The sequence below is a fragment of the Bacillus sp. AFS031507 genome (genome assembly GCF_002584635.1).
Classification (GTDB): domain Bacteria; phylum Bacillota; class Bacilli; order Bacillales; family Cytobacillaceae; genus Neobacillus.
The window spans coordinates 83,367-98,813 of sequence record NZ_NUOW01000015.1 but is presented as its reverse complement, the minus strand read 5'-3'; the positions used below and the strand labels follow the sequence as shown (position 1 = coordinate 98,813).

The 15,447-nt window shown below is 38.8% G+C and carries 15 protein-coding genes; 3 read left to right on the top strand and 12 right to left on the bottom strand.

Annotated elements, in window-relative coordinates; all coding sequences use genetic code 11:
- Nucleotides 1-71: 71 nt before the first annotated feature.
- The 5 genes from COE25_RS16185 to COE25_RS16165 form a co-directional block, all read right to left on the bottom strand.
- Entirely contained in the window at nucleotides 72-2,531 is a 2,460-nt protein-coding gene (locus COE25_RS16185) for a DNA translocase FtsK (protein WP_257208853.1), read from the bottom strand.
- Between the two features lie 163 nt (nucleotides 2,532-2,694).
- Complete coding sequence (locus tag COE25_RS16180; RefSeq protein WP_098933406.1) at nucleotides 2,695-3,483, bottom strand: DUF1444 domain-containing protein; 789 nt, start codon at nucleotides 3,481-3,483, stop codon at nucleotides 2,695-2,697.
- Nucleotides 3,484-3,578: 95 nt separating this feature from the next.
- Nucleotides 3,579-3,893: a thioredoxin family protein gene (locus COE25_RS16175; protein WP_098933329.1), complete on the bottom strand. Its 315-nt coding sequence runs from the start codon at nucleotides 3,891-3,893 to the stop codon at nucleotides 3,579-3,581.
- Nucleotides 3,894-3,974: 81 nt separating this feature from the next.
- Complete coding sequence (locus tag COE25_RS16170; protein ID WP_088089285.1) at nucleotides 3,975-4,478, bottom strand: DUF84 family protein; 504 nt, start codon at nucleotides 4,476-4,478, stop codon at nucleotides 3,975-3,977.
- 60 nt (nucleotides 4,479-4,538) lie between these two features.
- Nucleotides 4,539-5,612: a M42 family metallopeptidase gene (locus tag COE25_RS16165; RefSeq protein WP_098933328.1), complete on the bottom strand. Its 1,074-nt coding sequence runs from the start codon at nucleotides 5,610-5,612 to the stop codon at nucleotides 4,539-4,541.
- A 193-nt stretch (nucleotides 5,613-5,805) separates the two neighbouring features.
- Between COE25_RS16165 and COE25_RS16160 the strand changes: the two genes are divergently transcribed.
- Complete coding sequence (locus tag COE25_RS16160; protein WP_088089287.1) at nucleotides 5,806-6,129, top strand: PepSY domain-containing protein; 324 nt, start codon at nucleotides 5,806-5,808, stop codon at nucleotides 6,127-6,129.
- A gap of 41 nt (nucleotides 6,130-6,170) precedes the next feature.
- Here COE25_RS16160 and COE25_RS16155 read toward each other — a convergent pair whose 3' ends face one another.
- Complete coding sequence (locus tag COE25_RS16155; protein WP_098933327.1) at nucleotides 6,171-7,013, bottom strand: YtnP family quorum-quenching lactonase; 843 nt, start codon at nucleotides 7,011-7,013, stop codon at nucleotides 6,171-6,173.
- Nucleotides 7,014-7,111: 98 nt separating this feature from the next.
- Nucleotides 7,112-7,753 (bottom strand): tRNA (guanosine(46)-N7)-methyltransferase TrmB, encoded by a 642-nt coding sequence (trmB, locus tag COE25_RS16150; RefSeq protein ID WP_088089289.1) that lies wholly within the window; start codon nucleotides 7,751-7,753, stop codon nucleotides 7,112-7,114.
- Nucleotides 7,754-7,916: 163 nt separating this feature from the next.
- On the opposite strand from trmB, the gene COE25_RS16145 reads away from it, so the two are divergent.
- Nucleotides 7,917-8,195 carry a YtzH-like family protein gene (locus COE25_RS16145; RefSeq protein WP_088089290.1) on the top strand — a complete coding sequence of 93 codons (279 nt, stop codon included), beginning with the start codon at nucleotides 7,917-7,919 and terminating at the stop codon, nucleotides 8,193-8,195.
- On the opposite strand, the gene COE25_RS16140 is transcribed toward COE25_RS16145, so the two are convergent.
- From COE25_RS16140 to thpR, 4 genes are all read right to left on the bottom strand, one after another.
- On the bottom strand, nucleotides 8,196-8,969 hold the full coding sequence (locus COE25_RS16140; protein WP_088089291.1) for a phosphotransferase family protein: 774 nt from the start codon (nucleotides 8,967-8,969) through the stop codon (nucleotides 8,196-8,198).
- A gap of 219 nt (nucleotides 8,970-9,188) precedes the next feature.
- Nucleotides 9,189-11,321 (bottom strand): type I pullulanase, encoded by a 2,133-nt coding sequence (pulA, locus tag COE25_RS16135; RefSeq protein WP_098933326.1) that lies wholly within the window; start codon nucleotides 11,319-11,321, stop codon nucleotides 9,189-9,191.
- Complete coding sequence (locus COE25_RS16130) at nucleotides 11,308-12,291, bottom strand: diacylglycerol/lipid kinase family protein (protein ID WP_098933325.1); 984 nt, start codon at nucleotides 12,289-12,291, stop codon at nucleotides 11,308-11,310. Before COE25_RS16130 ends, pulA begins: the two co-directional genes overlap by 14 nt.
- A 22-nt stretch (nucleotides 12,292-12,313) precedes the next feature.
- Nucleotides 12,314-12,892 (bottom strand): RNA 2',3'-cyclic phosphodiesterase, encoded by a 579-nt coding sequence (thpR, locus tag COE25_RS16125; RefSeq protein ID WP_098933324.1) that lies wholly within the window; start codon nucleotides 12,890-12,892, stop codon nucleotides 12,314-12,316.
- A gap of 167 nt (nucleotides 12,893-13,059) precedes the next feature.
- Between thpR and cysK the strand changes: the two genes are divergently transcribed.
- Complete coding sequence (gene cysK / locus COE25_RS16120) at nucleotides 13,060-13,989, top strand: cysteine synthase A (protein ID WP_088089295.1); 930 nt, start codon at nucleotides 13,060-13,062, stop codon at nucleotides 13,987-13,989.
- A 45-nt stretch (nucleotides 13,990-14,034) separates the two neighbouring features.
- On the opposite strand, the gene dat is transcribed toward cysK, so the two are convergent.
- On the bottom strand, nucleotides 14,035-14,907 hold the full coding sequence (dat, locus tag COE25_RS16115; protein WP_088089296.1) for a D-amino-acid transaminase: 873 nt from the start codon (nucleotides 14,905-14,907) through the stop codon (nucleotides 14,035-14,037).
- Nucleotides 14,908-15,447: the final 540 nt, after the last annotated feature.

Below are 15,447 nucleotides of genomic sequence, written 5' to 3'. Positions count from 1 at the left end.
TAAAATCTTTACGGCCGCACTAGTCAGTCCACTATATATTATTTGTTCCTGTCATTAAAGAATACTATAGATTAATTATTTGCACTAGCATCTTGGATTGACTCTAAATCGGCTAAGGTAATTAAAACTTCACGTGCCTTGCTTCCATTTGCGCTGGTAATATACCCATGGGTCTCAAGCATATCCATTAACCTTGCCGCTCGGTTATATCCTATTTTAAACCGCCTTTGCAGGCTTGAAGTGGAAGCACCGCCTTGGTCAATAATAAATTCGCAGGCTTCATAAAAAAGTTCATCTTCATTTTCGGTTACTTGTGCTTTTTTTAATAGTTCTTCTTGCTCGAACAAGTACTCTGGCTCCCGCTGCTCCCTCACATGACCCACCACTAGATCAATCTCTTCATCCGATACAAACGTTCCTTGAAGACGAACGGGTTTAGAGGAGCCGTTTTCTAAAAATAACATATCGCCGCGTCCTAGCAACTTTTCTGCACCGCTAATATCTATAATCGTCCGCGAGTCGACCTGAGAAGAAACGGAGAAGGCGACTCGTGTCGGAATATTAGCTTTAATTAATCCAGTTATCACATCCACCGAAGGTCTTTGTGTTGCCACGATGAGATGAATACCGCAGGCTCTAGCCTTTTGAGCAATCCTGCAAATTGCTTCTTCCACATCTGCTGGGGACATCATCATTAAATCGGCTAACTCATCAATGACAATAACAATGAATGGAAGTTTATCTGAATACTGTTTATGTTTTATAGCCAATTCATTAAAGCGGTTAATGTCACGAACGCCAGTATGGGCGAATAATTCGTAACGTCTTTCCATTTCCTCTACAGCCCATTTTAATGCAGCTGTTGCCGCCTTTACATCCGTTATAACTGGACTAACAAGATGTGGAATACGGTTGTATGGAGCAAGTTCCACCATTTTTGGATCAATCAGCAATAGCTTTAAATCTTCTGGGCTAGCCTTAAATAGCAAGCTAACTAAAATCGTGTTAATACAAACGCTCTTTCCTGACCCGGTCGCTCCTGCAATCAAGCCGTGGGGCATCTTCTTTAAGTCAGTTACAATCGGTTTTCCAGCAATATCTAGGCCAAGTACCGCTGTTAATGGTGACGTAGATTCTTTAAAGATGCTGCTTTGAATAATTTCGTTAATGAATACAGGTCGCGACTTTTGGTTTGGAACTTCGATCCCAATGGTATGTTTTCCGGGAATAGGAGCTTCAATCCGAATATCTCTTGCGGCAAGACTTAACTTGATATCATCACTTAAGTTAGTTATTTTATTTACTTTCACACCTGGCTCTGGTTGGACCTCAAAGCGGGTGACGGAAGGACCTTGTGTCACATTAACAACACTTGCACCTACATTAAAGTTTTGTAAGGTTTCGTTTAAAATCTCCTCTTGCTCTAGTAACCATTTGGTATCATTCACCACAGTAACAGGAGGGTTTAGTAAACTATCTGTTGGGAATGCATAATAGTCATCATCCGTAGGTGGCAGACTCTCTTTTTCCTTGATTGGGAACAGGTCAATTACTTGACTAACCTTCTCTGCCTGCTTATTCTCAGTTGGGACCTCAGACGGCTGTTCGAGCGCTCTTTTTCGTTTTCGCTCTTCCCATTTCTGTTTATCTTGTTTTAACATCATCACATTAAATGGCAAATTAGATCGCTTCGGTGCGGGCGGTTCAGGTAAAGCCTCAACTACTTCCGCTTCCTCGATGGATTCTGTTGAAACTGCAATTAATTCTTTTACTTCCTCTATTGAATCTTCTTCCTGTGTTACTTCCTCTGTCGCTTCTTCTTGTGTTACTTCCTCTTCAACTTCAACCAATTCTATCTGAATTTCTGGCATTGGAATTGGAACAATCTCTTCGATCGTGTGTTCCAGCAGTTCAGATGATGGCTTTTCTTCGATAAGGCCCACTTGTTCTTCTTGATTAATTTCTAACCAAGTTGTTTCCACCTCTAGCTGTTCCTCATCGTTTACAAATGGTACAGTTTTCTCCGTTTCGGTCATCGTTTCTTTTGAAACAACTAAACTATCAAACCGATTTTCAACAACATCGTTTAAGAAATGGCTTAATTCATGCTCGACTATGATATCCGTATTCTTAGGCCGCTGATTAAATCCAAAAACAGGCGAAGGAATTTCTGTTGGTTGGAAGGGACCCTTCTTTTTAAGCAGCGGCTCTTGTTTGCTTTTAGGGACTTCCTTTTTGACTGTTTGAACCACAGACTTTTCCGTCATTTTTCCTTTTTCCGGAAGCCGCTCTGTTCGTTTTTGACGCAATGTTTCTTCCTTCACTTTCTGAGTTACCTTAGGAATGGGTGTATAAGAAGAACGATTGCTTCCCTTTGGGTATTGATAGGATATTTTTGTATCCAAATCCTTTAGATTTTCATATTTGTTTAGTAACGGCGGACCTTCATGTTTATGTAAAATGTAACCGTCAAATTCTTCATCATCTTCCTCTTTTTTTAATCTTTGAAAAAAGTTTTGGAACCAGCTCAAAACTATCACTCTTTCTACTTTCAACTTTCACTATCACTCTATTTTATCAGTTTTTCATATTTTTTCGACATAATTCTTTGAAATGAGTCAAAATACATGCAGACTAAATATCGTGCAATGAAAAAAGATCACCTTTCTTGATGTGATCCTTTTTCTATTTTGATTATTTATTTTTCCCTAAAATAAAAATAGGTTCTAATTCACCATTTTCATATAAAAATGAAAGGGCAGTGATTGGTACATGACCGTTTGCGAAAAAGCTCATTGCCATTTGCGCTAGCACATCATAGCCTCTGTCATTACGAATATCAGCGATAATTAATACATCCTGATGTGGAACAGCAAGTACCATCGTACCAGTAAATTGCTTCTCCATTTCATTTATGAATCCCTTATTTAAGATCCTGCTTGCATCGTATCCATCATTGGTATTGAGGAAGTAAAAACTATTGCCAGCCACTTGGTCTTCTTTTAAAGGAGTCGACAGGGATCTTACATTAAATAAGGCAATTTCCTTAATCCTTTTAGCTTCCCAGCCCTCTTTAGCCATGATACGTGAGTCAATTAGCCGATACGTACTGCCTTGATCATACGCATAATAAATTTTTGTTTCCGCTGTGTGGTCGTCAACTAAGAATGGCACACCCTCTTCTGCTTCTGATGGGAAAGAAGTGGAGCGGATAACGGGAAAGATTTTTTTCTCATGATTGGTTAATTGAATGTCGTCTTCCATGGCACGGAGGCCTTCTTCGATATAATAAACGACTTCATCAATGGCTTTTTCCTTTTCACTATGCCATTTGGCAATAATCCCAGGTAATGCTACTGTTATACCTTTACCGGTCTCTTTACTTTCAAATCGAAGTTGGTCTTTCTCACGGTCATAAGTTATTAAACGATTTTTTCTTGCCAAGCGTTGTTCTAATTCACTTTTCATTTTTCTGCTATCCATTTTCACCTTTTAATCCCTCCATTTTAGGAGCTACACTGCTTATTTTACAATAAAAACCCTCCATCTCAAAAGGTGATGGAGGGTTTCGGACTTTTTTATTTCAAACCCGAAATAAAACCTTCAATTTCTTCTTGCGTTTTTCGGTCCTTACTTACGAATCGACCCAGCTCTTTCCCATTTTCAAAGGCAATAAAGCTCGGGATCCCAAAGACGTCTAATTGCTGACATATTTCAATAAACTGATCACGGTCTACATGAATGAATGTATACTCATTAAATTTGGATTCTACTTCTGGTAGAACCGGCTCGATCACGCGACAATCTGGGCACCAGCCTGCAGAAAACATGAAGATCGTTTTCCCATGATCGCGCAGCTGTTCAAATTGCTCTACTGATTCTAAATTCTTCAAATTCAACGCCTCCATTTGAATATATGACCTTTTTCGTAACATCTTCACAAATCATATCAGCCCTGCTGCACTTCAGTCCAATTATTTGCTCCTTTGATATTGTCCCACTAAAAGGTTCATAACATGAGTAAACATTTCAGAACGATTCACCATTCCATTTGTAAAAATCCCAACTGCTCCTTCTTGTTTCCTTACATTTTCCTTTTTCGCATAATCTTCCATAACTGGTCCGAGTTCTTCACCTGCCCTTAATCGAATGGCTATTTCTTCAGGCAGAGGGAGTCTTGCTCCACCTGCAATAATCGGCTCCCTCCCAATTGATACAAGAGCCCCCCAGTTACAAATAAGCAAACCGTAACTCGTTTCCTGGACGCCTCCCTCAAGTCCAATCCCAATATCTCCATTTCCCTGCTTTAAGGCAGTTGCCGCTCGATTAATGGCTCCTCTTATCGTTTCTTCGTCGGAAAAAGGCTGCTCGCTGACACCCGATGGGATATCTAAGGAAACAAACTCATCTTCATGAGAAAAGCAGTTTTTTACTGCAGTAATTTTAGCAGGGTTCTTTGATCCAATGATAATTTTCATTATAGTAACTCCTTTAGACATAGTAAAAGGAGGCATATTGTAAAATGCCCCCCATTAAAATTAGCTGTTGGCTTTAATGGAATCGACCGTTGTTTGGTCACAAGCCTTGACTAGTTTAACAATTAACTCTTTAGCCGCTGCATAATCATCAACATGAACAATGGAGGCATGCGTATGAATATACCGAGAACAAATACCAATGACAGCACTTGGAACGCCCTCATTCGATTGATGGACACGACCTGCATCTGTTCCACCCTGTGAAACAAAATATTGGTAACGGATATTATGTGTTTCCGCTGTATCTAGTACAAACTCTCTCATCCCGCGATGAGTAACCATTGACCGGTCAAGGATCCGGAGCAAGGCACCTTTGCCTAATTGGCCAAACTCTTGTTTATCTCCTGTCATATCGTTGGCAGGACTTGCATCCAGTGCAAAAAAGAGGTCAGGTTTAATCATATTGGCGGCAGTTTGGGCACCACGTAAGCCTACTTCTTCTTGCACCGTTGCACCTGAATAGAGAGTATTTGGCAAGGTTTCATCTTTAAGTTCTTGAAGCAATTCAATCGCTAAACCACAGCCGTAGCGATTATCCCATGCTTTAGCTAATATTTTTTTCGGATTAGCCATTGGAGTAAATGGACAAATAGGCAAAATCGCCTGACCTGGCTTAATCCCAATTCGTTTTGCATCTTCACGGTCATCTGCGCCGATATCAATCAGCATGTTTTTAATTTCCATTGGTTTGTTGCGTCTTGCATCGTCTAATAGATGTGGTGGAATGGAACCAACGACACCAATCACAGGACCATTATTTGTCATTACTTGAACCCGCTGGGCAAGAATAACCTGACTCCACCATCCGCCAAGCGGCTGAAAACGAAGCATTCCATTATCCGTTATTGCAGTCACCATGAAGCCCACTTCATCCATATGACCGGCTACCATTACGGTTGGACCAGTCTCCGTACCTCTTTTCACACCAAAGATGCTGCCAAGATTGTCTTGAACAATTTCATCTGAGTATTGTGACAGTTGTTCTCTCATGAATTTTCTTACTAAGTGTTCATTTCCAGAGGCACCTGGAAGCTCTGTTAACGTTTGAAAAAGCTTTAAGGTTTGTTCATTCATTTTTTTTGAGGCTCCTTTGGATTTCTTTGGTAGTTTATGTAGATATTTTTATATTACAGAACTTCGATTTCTCTTTCCAACAATTGAATTTAATATTTGTCATATTATGTTCCACATGGCAAATACGATATACTAAAGAAGAGAATTCTTGATAGTAATCTTTTCCAAATTTATTTTTTTTGGAGGTCCTGTTATGAATTGGAAGTCGTTTTTCCTCGGTGCAGCAGTTGGTATTATCGGTGGATTTGCTGCTAAAGAAATGATTAACTGTAAGACCAATGTTTCACCTGAAAAAGTATTAGAACAAGTCAAAAAACAATTTAATCAGAATGGACCGATTAGCGGGTCATGGATACATATGGAAGCAGAGCCGTATGAAAAGCAGCAAATCAATTATCGTGTTTACAAAGGTGGTATTTCTAAAAACAACAATGGCACAAACGAACAATTTGAATTCATTGCTGATGCCCAAACAGGAACACTTTTGGACGTGCGTAATTTATCTAGTGTTTCTTAGTAAAAATAGCCGTTCCTTAAAAGGGATACGGCTATTTTTCTTTATCTTTCCCTTTTTAAGCTCTCCACTATTTGCGTTCCGTCAGCGTCCCATTTCACTGCCCGGTAATAGGCATCATGATAAAAGCTGTACCATGCATTTTTTTTAAAGCCGTATGACAACCATTTTTCCTTTGCCGTTATTGAGGTCATAGGGTAATCATCATAGGCCATTACCCATAATACTGGTTGGTGGGCATGTGTTGCCATCAGATCTGCCATATGAATTAACATTTCTCCCTCGTCCTCTACGATAAGGATGGAATGTCCATCACTATGCCCGCCCGTATGGACCATTGTAATCGCCCCTAAATTCCAGTTTTCCTTGAAAGGAACCACCTGTGATTCAATGGCTTCCCAGTTTTCTGTCCAGTATGTATTTTTCGAACGAATGTTGGGGTTACGCATTTCGTCCCATTCTACTTGTGAGGTAATAATTTGTGCATTGGGAAATGCAGAAACATATTGTTCATTTTCAAACTTGGTTAGGCCGCCTGCATGGTCAAAGTGCATATGGGTCATCAGGATGTAATCGATCTCCTCTGCTTTTAACCCTAATTTTATTAATGATTCATCAAGCTCCGATTCCTTGGTGACTCCAAAATTTCTTAATTGCTTTTCCGTTAACTTTCCTTTTCCGATACCGGTTTCTACTAAGAAATTCTTTCCATCCATTTGAAGTAACATGGGATCTGTTGGCAATTCAATTTGATTTTTCTCATTGGGTGGATATTTCTTGGACCATAACCCTTTTGGAACAACCCCAAACATGGCACCACCATCTAAATTGGTTACCCCTCCAGATAACCAAGTTAATGTTACGCCGCCTATTTTTAATGTTTCCAACTTTCCATCCCCCTTTGTGCCTTTTTCTATATATTAACATTGACTAACTATTTAGAGAAACGAAAAAGGACAGTTCAAAATTGAACTGTCCCTAAAATTTAGTTTTGATACTTTACTTCACAACGATAAATGCGACTTCCTTTTTCTGAAAATTTCTCTTCATACTCTGTCATGATGTTACCTTCATAATCACTTTTATGAAGATCTAGACTAATGTACTTTAATAATAAACCGTACTCCGAAAAGCTCATTAAAGAATTTTCAAATAACCCTTGGTTGTCGGTTTTGAAATGGATTTCTCCACCATTAACCATAATATCCTCATAAAGCTTCAAGAAATCCTTATATGTTAATCTTCTTTTTCTATGACGATATTTTGGCCATGGGTCAGAAAAGTTTAAATAGACTTGGTCCACATCATTCTTTGTAAAGTATTTTGCTAAATCATTTGCATCTACGTTAAGAAGCCTGAGGTTCGGTAAATCGGCTTCAATTAAGCGGTCCAAAGCTGTAATGATGACACTGTCGTATATTTCAATCCCAATATAATTAATCCCCGGATTTGCTTTCGCCATTTCCGTAATAAATTGACCTTTTCCTGTGCCCACTTCAATATGAAGTGGATGATCGTTTTCAAATACTTCATGCCATTTTCCTTTATATTGTTCTGGATTGGCAACTATATATTGGGGATGCTGCTCTATTTTTTCCTTTGCCCAAGGTTTATGTCTGACTCTCATTTATGACACTCCTAAAAATAATATTGTTTACTACATATCATGCACCATTTGTCCTTACAAGTTTAACTATATGGAAATAAGATGATGCATAAACAAAAAAAGAATTCACAACCTAACAGTGTGAGTTCTTTTTTTTAAATAACACTTGAGAGGGTGTACATTCATGCCATTAAGTCATGGTGACCAAGTTACATTATTAAAAGATATATTAAACAATCATCAAACAGATTGCTGCGGGTCCGTTTCAGAATGTGAACAACTGGAACGCTTAGTGAAATCCCTAATGGTTAATACACAGGTTGATCAAAATGTTAAAAATATCTTACAGGAAGTATATCAGTACAGCCAACATGGGGTTGGCACAGCAGATTTAGATCAACACATCTTATCAAACCAAGAAAATTTATCCAATTGGGTTAGCGATATTGGTCAGTTTTCTTAACTAGAGAATTCCATCTAAGAACTTTATCCATATGTTCATTTCTTCCAAGCGATTTTTATTTTTATACCATTGAATAGAAGAAAGCGTTTGAATGGTCACATACCATTTCATGCGCAGTCTTAGGTTGTCTGTCAGCTTTTTTCCGTAAAGCTTAAGCCAATCCTGCCAATTTTCTTCTGGAATATACCAATAAAGGAGCAGCCCTAAGTCAATAGCGGGATCGGCAATCATTGCCCCGTCCCAATCAATCAAGTACAACTGGTTGTCTTCTGCAAGCAGCCAGTTGTTATGGTTGACATCACCATGACAAACCACCTTTTCATCGCAATAAACATTTAAAGCTTCTTTTTTTAAAAAGTTCATTGCTTTTTGCGATTCAGGCATTAGGAGTACCTCTTCATCTAACTCGTTTGCAACTCTTTGCAATAACGGTTCAGGATGCATTGGAGAGCTCTCTAATCGACTTAACATTCCTAGCATTGGCTCGGAGCAATGAATTTTCTTAAGCAGTCTCGCCACGAGTTCTTGGTTCATTTCAGACGGCTTTAACTCTCTGCCGGGAAGCCACTGCTGTGCAGTTATGACGTCTCCACTTTCCAACCGTTTTGTCCAAACAAGCTTTGGGACGATGCCTTCTGCTGAGAGTACAGCAAGGAACGGAGAAGAATTCCGCTTTAAAAAAAGCCTTTGGTCTTTATGTTTCGCATAAAAGGCTTCACCTGTTTTGCCTCCAGCAGGGGTAATTTCCCATTCTTGTCCTAGTATATGATCCAAAATTGCTCACCTTCAATTTATGCCGTTCTAATGGGCTCATTCCCCTTATTTCTAAGAGGTAAAACCTGCGCTGCCGGAAGGTCCTATATTACCACAGTTTCATTAACAGCTTTTTATTTTTAAGAAATAAAAAAAAGCTATTGAAACCATTGCACACAATAGCCATCTTAATAAATTTTATCTCGGATTACCTTTTTTCGTCAAGTAAATCTGAAGAAACTATTTTTTCAGCAAAACATTTATGGAAACTGGCTCTATCAAAACTTCGCCACCATGCAAAATCTTTTTGGAGGAAATTTCAGCTTGTTCATGGTCAGCTAAAACAGCCCAGTCCCCTTCTGGTATCGAAATCGCTTGCTTCTTTAACGAAGGATTAATTAATAAGATTACATCATTTTCCCTATTAAACAAATACCCCAACATTGGTGCTGCTAATGGTAATTGGCGTATATTTGCACGGATTTCAGCAGAAGTTCTCATTCGGAAAAAAGAAAGAGATTTACGGATTTGAATAAGTCCTTTAATATATTTTACGTTTTCTTTATATATAATCTTTCTATCCCAATCCAGTTGATTGATTGGATCAGGAGAACGATAACTATTTCCATCACCCTTTTTTGTTCGAAAAAACTCTTGGCCGCTGTGGAGAAATGGAATTCCTTGTGATAATAAGACAATACTCGTTGCGAGACGATGATATTTCATTCGTAACGAATCCTCTGCATCGGGGAGACAGGCAATAAGTTTATCCCACATTGTATGATTATCATGGCACTCCACATAGTTCACAGATTGAAAAGGTTCATTAAAAAGGGCCAACCCCTGTTTCGTAAAACCGATACTGCCCGTTATAACCTCATTAGCGGCCTCAACATAGTGCTCATTTCCTAAGACAAAGCCTTTATCAAACAAGTTAAATGAACTACCTTTTATACAATCACGATATTTATCATTGAATTGAGCTATTTGTGGCATTTTTGCCTGATTTGCTATTGTTGCTTTCTGCTCAACTGGAAGAGGTGTGTTGAGACTCCAGCCTTCACCGATGATGATTGTTCCTTTTGACAGGCTGTCGCACACTTTCCTTACCTCGTTCATGGTCTCTACATCCAATATCCCCATCAAATCAAAGCGAAAACCATCGATATGATAATCCTCCAGCCAATAACGAATCGAATCAACAATATATTTTCTGACCATTTTTCGTTCTGATGCAATGTCATTCCCAACCCCAGTACCGTTGGAGGGGAGTCCAATTTCGTTATGACGGAAATAATAACCCGGGACCACCTTTTCAAAGGAGGAATTCTCACGGATGTAAACATGATTATAAACCACATCCATAATCACTCGTAGTCCAAGACTATGAACTTGATCAATTAACTGTTTTAACTCCATGATTCTTGAATATGGATCGGCAGGATTCGTTGAATAGCTTCCTTCGGGAGCATTGAAATGGAGAGGATTATATCCCCAATTATATTCATTATTTGGTTGCAGTTCATCGACGCCAGCAAAATCATGGAAGGGGAGGAATTCTATATGGGTAATACCAAGGTCTTTTATATAAGATAATCCTGTAGGTTCATCGTCTATCCCTTTTGTATTTAGCTCGCCCGCACCTAGATAAAGTCCTTTATTCTTTACACCACTTTTAGGGTGAATCGTTAAGTCTCTGATATGTGTTTCATAAATGATTGCATCTACGGCATTTTCAATAGCGGGTAAGTTAGGACGCGGCCTATGTGTTTTCTCAAGCCTCACAATCACTCCAAACTCGCCATTGACCGACACAGCCTTAGCATAAGGATCTGTAGCCTCTCGCCATTCTTGATTAACTAGGATGAGGAAACTATATTGATAGTATTCTAATTCACGGTTGACAGTAACAGACCATATGCCGCGATCCTCTCGTTTCATTTTTACAATTTCTGAAAAACTGCTATTAGCAGGACGTAACTTTAATTTAACTTGTGTGGCGGTTGGGGCCCATAGCTTAAAACAGGTTTGGCCAGCATGAAAGGTAACACCAAGGTCATTACCGTCATAATAGAATTTCTCGTCAAAGGCGTCCGTTCGAATCACTGCACCAATATGCAGGTCTGTTTTCCCGCCATGTTCATCAATAATCACATATTGTTTTTCAAAGGAATAATCTTTTGAAAATTCACAAATATATTTCATATTATTATCTATTTGTCTTTTCTCGATGATTTTCAAGGGATGTTCTTGAAAATCACTAGAAATCAAGAAAGTGGATGACAAACCGTGATGATAGGAAAGTGGTAGAAGAATCGTAATGATCTTCATCTCATCTAGATAGGCAAAGAAATTTCGGTCAGTAGCAATCATTCGAGTCCCTCTCTTTCAACTCCACTTCTTCCGGACGTTTTATTCTCGACAACACTTCCAAAGCTCTTGCTTGAAGATGTATATTCAAAGGAGTAAATCCAATATGCTCCCCATCTGCGTGAACAAAAAGGGCTGAAGGGGATTGGATAGAAACATCCTTTCCTTTATAAGTTTTCACTTCTTTAAAATGGATGTGCTTCCCCCAAAACACACTGATAAAAACGAGTAACAGCTTCCACCTTGATAATCGTTGAACAACGGTTATATCAAAAAGACCATCATCAGGCTCGGCCACAGGGGCAATTTTCATTCCACCGCCATAATATGGTTGATTGGAAACCGTTACAAACCATGTTTGTTCAAATATATGCTTTTCTCCGTCAATTGATAAATCAATTGTTGAGGTTTTATAAGTAAATAATTTTTTTAATAGAAAATAAACATAAACCAACCTGCCCAACGAAAGTTTATTGAGTAAAGCCTTCATCCGGGAGTGATTAACTTCATAAGAAATGATTGCATCAAAGCCAGCACCCATATTGTTAATAAAATAGTGCTGATTCGAATCATCCATGGTAATTTTCCCAATATCAATAGGCAGACCCTTATGTTTCGCGAGGCGGAGAATCACTGCTATTGCTTCCACGGGGTCGACAGGAATTTGAAATCCTCTGGAAAAATCATTTCCAGACCCACCAGGGATAAATCCCAGTGTAATATTATTATCCTTCACTGCTCCATTTACCACTTCATGCATCGTTCCATCTCCGCCAACAGCGATGATCATCTTTTGCTCAGGGTTCTTTAACGCAATTTGGCTGGCAAGGATATTGGCATGGCCTGGATATTCGGTAAAGAATGCAAGGTAGGACACCTGTTCACCTTTGAGTTGCTGTTCCACCCGTTCCCAAATCTTAAAGCAGTGGCCATTTCCAGCTTTTAGATTAATAATAAAGTAAATTTGTTTCATATTACCAACCTTTATTTTAAGTTTATGTTTTTGTGTAATTTAAAGGATATATTTTTAGGGCTTCATACTTGGGTATTTTGTTAAGGTTTGTCCGATATAATACTACTTCACTTGCTTCAAATGAAAGAGGGTTAGGCTGAAGTTCTTCCCATAAATCAAGCATTTCCTTTTGGAAAGGATGGACTCCGCCCCACTTTCTAGCAAGTGTTATATGAGGTCGAAAGGGTCTGGTTTCAAGTTGAAACCCTGCATTCTCACAAGCAGAAAACACCTTTTTTCTGATGGTTTGTAAATGTTTGCTTTCCTCGGTATCGGCCCAAAAAACACGAGGAGAATCAGCACTTCCGAAAAATCCAAGTTTGTTGATTTTCAGGTTGAATGCCTTCTCATCTTTAAGGGCATCCTTAACATTATTTTCTGCAAGTGTAAGTTTATCAGGTGGAGCACTGCCTAGAAATGCTAGGGTTATATGCAAATCTTGATAATGAACCCAGCGGCTAAATGGTATTCGTTCCTTTATTTTTTCCATATGTTCTTGCATCGTAAACTTTGTTTGTTCTGGTATTCTTACGGCAAAGAAAAAATGGGATCGATGTTCCATTGTTATCTTCCTTTCTTTAGTTAATTTTAGTCTATTTTGTCCTAAATGTATCTATTAGCAAACAGACAATTACCCGATATTTTTTACATAGAGCATAAATTTATTTATTATTAGATAGGAAACTATAAATTAAGAACTTACTTCAAGGTATTGAAAGGAAGGTCCCTATGAAAGTAGTCAACAATATCGCTGAATTAATCGGAGATACACCATTAGTGAAACTAAATCGCTTAGCACCAAAGGACGGGGCCTCGGTTTATTTAAAACTGGAGTACTTTAATCCCAGCAAGAGCGTTAAAGACCGGGCAGCTTTTAATATGATTATCGAAGCAGAAAAGGCTGGAAAATTAATAGCAGGTTCAACGATTATTGAGCCGACCAGTGGAAATACAGGGATTGGCCTTGCCATGAATGCTGCTGCTCGCGGCTATAAATCGATTATCGTGATGCCCGATACGATGACACAAGAACGAATCAGCATCCTAAGGGCATACGGGGCTGAGGTTGTCCTTACACCTGGGGCTGAAAAAATGCCCGGAGCTATCCAAAAAGCACTTGAATTAGCAAGTGAGATTCCAAATAGTTTTGTCCCCATGCAATTTGAAAATCCCGCAAATTCAGATGCGCACCGATTCACTACTGCTGTTGAAATTATCAAAGCGATGAAGGAAATCGGTAAACCGCTGGCAGCTTTTGTCGCAACAGCTGGAACTGGAGGAACCATCACTGGCACAGGGGAAACATTAAAAGAGCATTATGAAAATTTAACCGTCCATGTTGTCGAACCGAAAGGCTCACCTGTTTTATCCGGCGGAAAACCAGGTAAACACAAGCTAGTTGGGACAAGCCCAGGTTTTATCCCAGTTATTCTTAATCAAGATGTCTATGATGAAATTCATCAAATCAATGATGAAGATGCCTATGATATCGCACGTCGGTTGGCTGTCGAAGAAGGAATTCTAGTCGGACCATCCTCTGGCGGTGCTTGCTTCGCCGCATTAGAAGTTGCCAAACGATTAACTCCAGATGATGTGGTCGTTTGTATTGCTTGTGATACGGGGGAACGATATTTATCCAGTGATCTGTTTCAATATTAATTAAAAAAGACGTGGACACTTTACTTGTGTTCACGTCTTTTTTAATTAATTAAGGGTTTTATCTTTAAGTGCCCCGCATTGTTTTTCAATTTCTTGCTCAAATGCTTCTTGCAGCCTTCGTGTAACAGGGCCTGGTATACCCTCAGCAACTTCTTTCCCATCCACTTCAATAATCGGCATTACCTCTGAAGTAGTACTTGATAGGAACACTTCATCAGCAGAGGCCAATTCATCAAGTGTAAATATTCGTTCTTCCACCACAATATTATTGCTAGTACAAATCTGCAATATTACATCCTTTGTAATCCCTTTTAAAATTAAGTTATCCGACGGATGCGTGATAACAACACCATTTTTGACAATATAGATATTCGACGAACTTCCTTCGGTAACATTGCTGCTGCGATGTTGGATCGCCTCAAAGCAACCTTCAACAGCCGCTTTTTGTTTCGCTAATAGATTGCCTAGCAAATTCAAACTTTTTATGTCACAACGCAGCCAACGAATATCTTCTGTTACGATTGTTTTTACTCCATCCCTCAAACTTTCCAAAGGTCTGAGCGCTTCCTTTGTATAAGCTACAAGGCTGGGAGGTATATTTTCCGCCGGAAACGCATGATTACGGGGGGCGACTCCTCTCGTAATTTGCATATAAATGGTCCCTAACTGAAGATTATTTTTTGCAACAAGCTCTTCTAGCAAATTCATTAAATGCTCCATAGTATACGGGAGTTCAATCCCAATACTACCCAAGCTTTTCACAAAACGATTCATGTGTTCCGTTCCTGTGAACATTTTTCCGTTGTAGACACGGATAACTTCGTATACACCATCACCAAATTGATAGCCGCGATCTTCCACATCAACCTTTGCTTCTGAACGCTCAATAATTTCCCCATTCAAGATTGCAAATTTCATTCTCCTATATCCCCTTTTTATTTATTATTCATTCATGGCCAATTCAAAGTAAATCCTGTGTGTCCGTAATCAGGGACTGTTTTCTTTTTTCAACTTCACTCATCCAATCAATCTTCGTCAGATGTAAATCCCCCTATCGTTGATGAATTCACTTCCACCATAACAATATCATTATTGTAAATATTTTATCAATTTTGCTTCAATAAACGTTGTTTTTTTATTATGCAAAAAATAAATCAACCGATTTAACTAAAAATTCAAATAATTAGTCATAATCCATACATTATCGCCCATAACCTATAGTAAGAGTATGGTAAGGGAGGGCGAAAATCCGAACAATTTTTGTAAATATTAGATGTTTATTTTGTAAATTTAAGTATATTGGTGGAAATTTTCTGATTTTGTGGGTACAATAAGGTTAGATGTAAGACATCTAAGTATCCACAGTAATCATCCATGAAAAGGAGATGTCTGCGCGGAAAAGAAAACTACATATTCTTGAAGAGGAATCTTCAAATAGGCTGTCGGTAGCAGGGTATT

What these genes read in the sequence shown, in the direction of transcription:
- trmB (WP_088089289.1), bottom strand. Translation starts at nt 7,753, where the DNA reads ATGAGAGTCAGACATAAACCTTGGGCAAAGGAAAAAATAGAGCAGCAT.
- COE25_RS16160 (WP_088089287.1), top strand. Translation starts at nt 5,806, where the DNA reads ATGAATTGGAAGTCGTTTTTCCTCGGTGCAGCAGTTGGTATTATCGGT.
- thpR (WP_098933324.1), bottom strand. Translation starts at nt 12,892, where the DNA reads ATGGAACATCGATCCCATTTTTTCTTTGCCGTAAGAATACCAGAACAA.
- COE25_RS16130 (WP_098933325.1), bottom strand. Translation starts at nt 12,291, where the DNA reads ATGAAACAAATTTACTTTATTATTAATCTAAAAGCTGGAAATGGCCAC.
- COE25_RS16170 (WP_088089285.1), bottom strand. Translation starts at nt 4,478, where the DNA reads ATGAAAATTATCATTGGATCAAAGAACCCTGCTAAAATTACTGCAGTA.
- COE25_RS16145 (WP_088089290.1), top strand. Translation starts at nt 7,917, where the DNA reads ATGCCATTAAGTCATGGTGACCAAGTTACATTATTAAAAGATATATTA.
- COE25_RS16180 (WP_098933406.1), bottom strand. Translation starts at nt 3,483, where the DNA reads ATGGATAGCAGAAAAATGAAAAGTGAATTAGAACAACGCTTGGCAAGA.
- dat (WP_088089296.1), bottom strand. Translation starts at nt 14,907, where the DNA reads ATGAAATTTGCAATCTTGAATGGGGAAATTATTGAGCGTTCAGAAGCA.
- COE25_RS16165 (WP_098933328.1), bottom strand. Translation starts at nt 5,612, where the DNA reads ATGAATGAACAAACCTTAAAGCTTTTTCAAACGTTAACAGAGCTTCCA.
- pulA (WP_098933326.1), bottom strand. Translation starts at nt 11,321, where the DNA reads ATGATTGCTACTGACCGAAATTTCTTTGCCTATCTAGATGAGATGAAG.
- cysK (WP_088089295.1), top strand. Translation starts at nt 13,060, where the DNA reads ATGAAAGTAGTCAACAATATCGCTGAATTAATCGGAGATACACCATTA.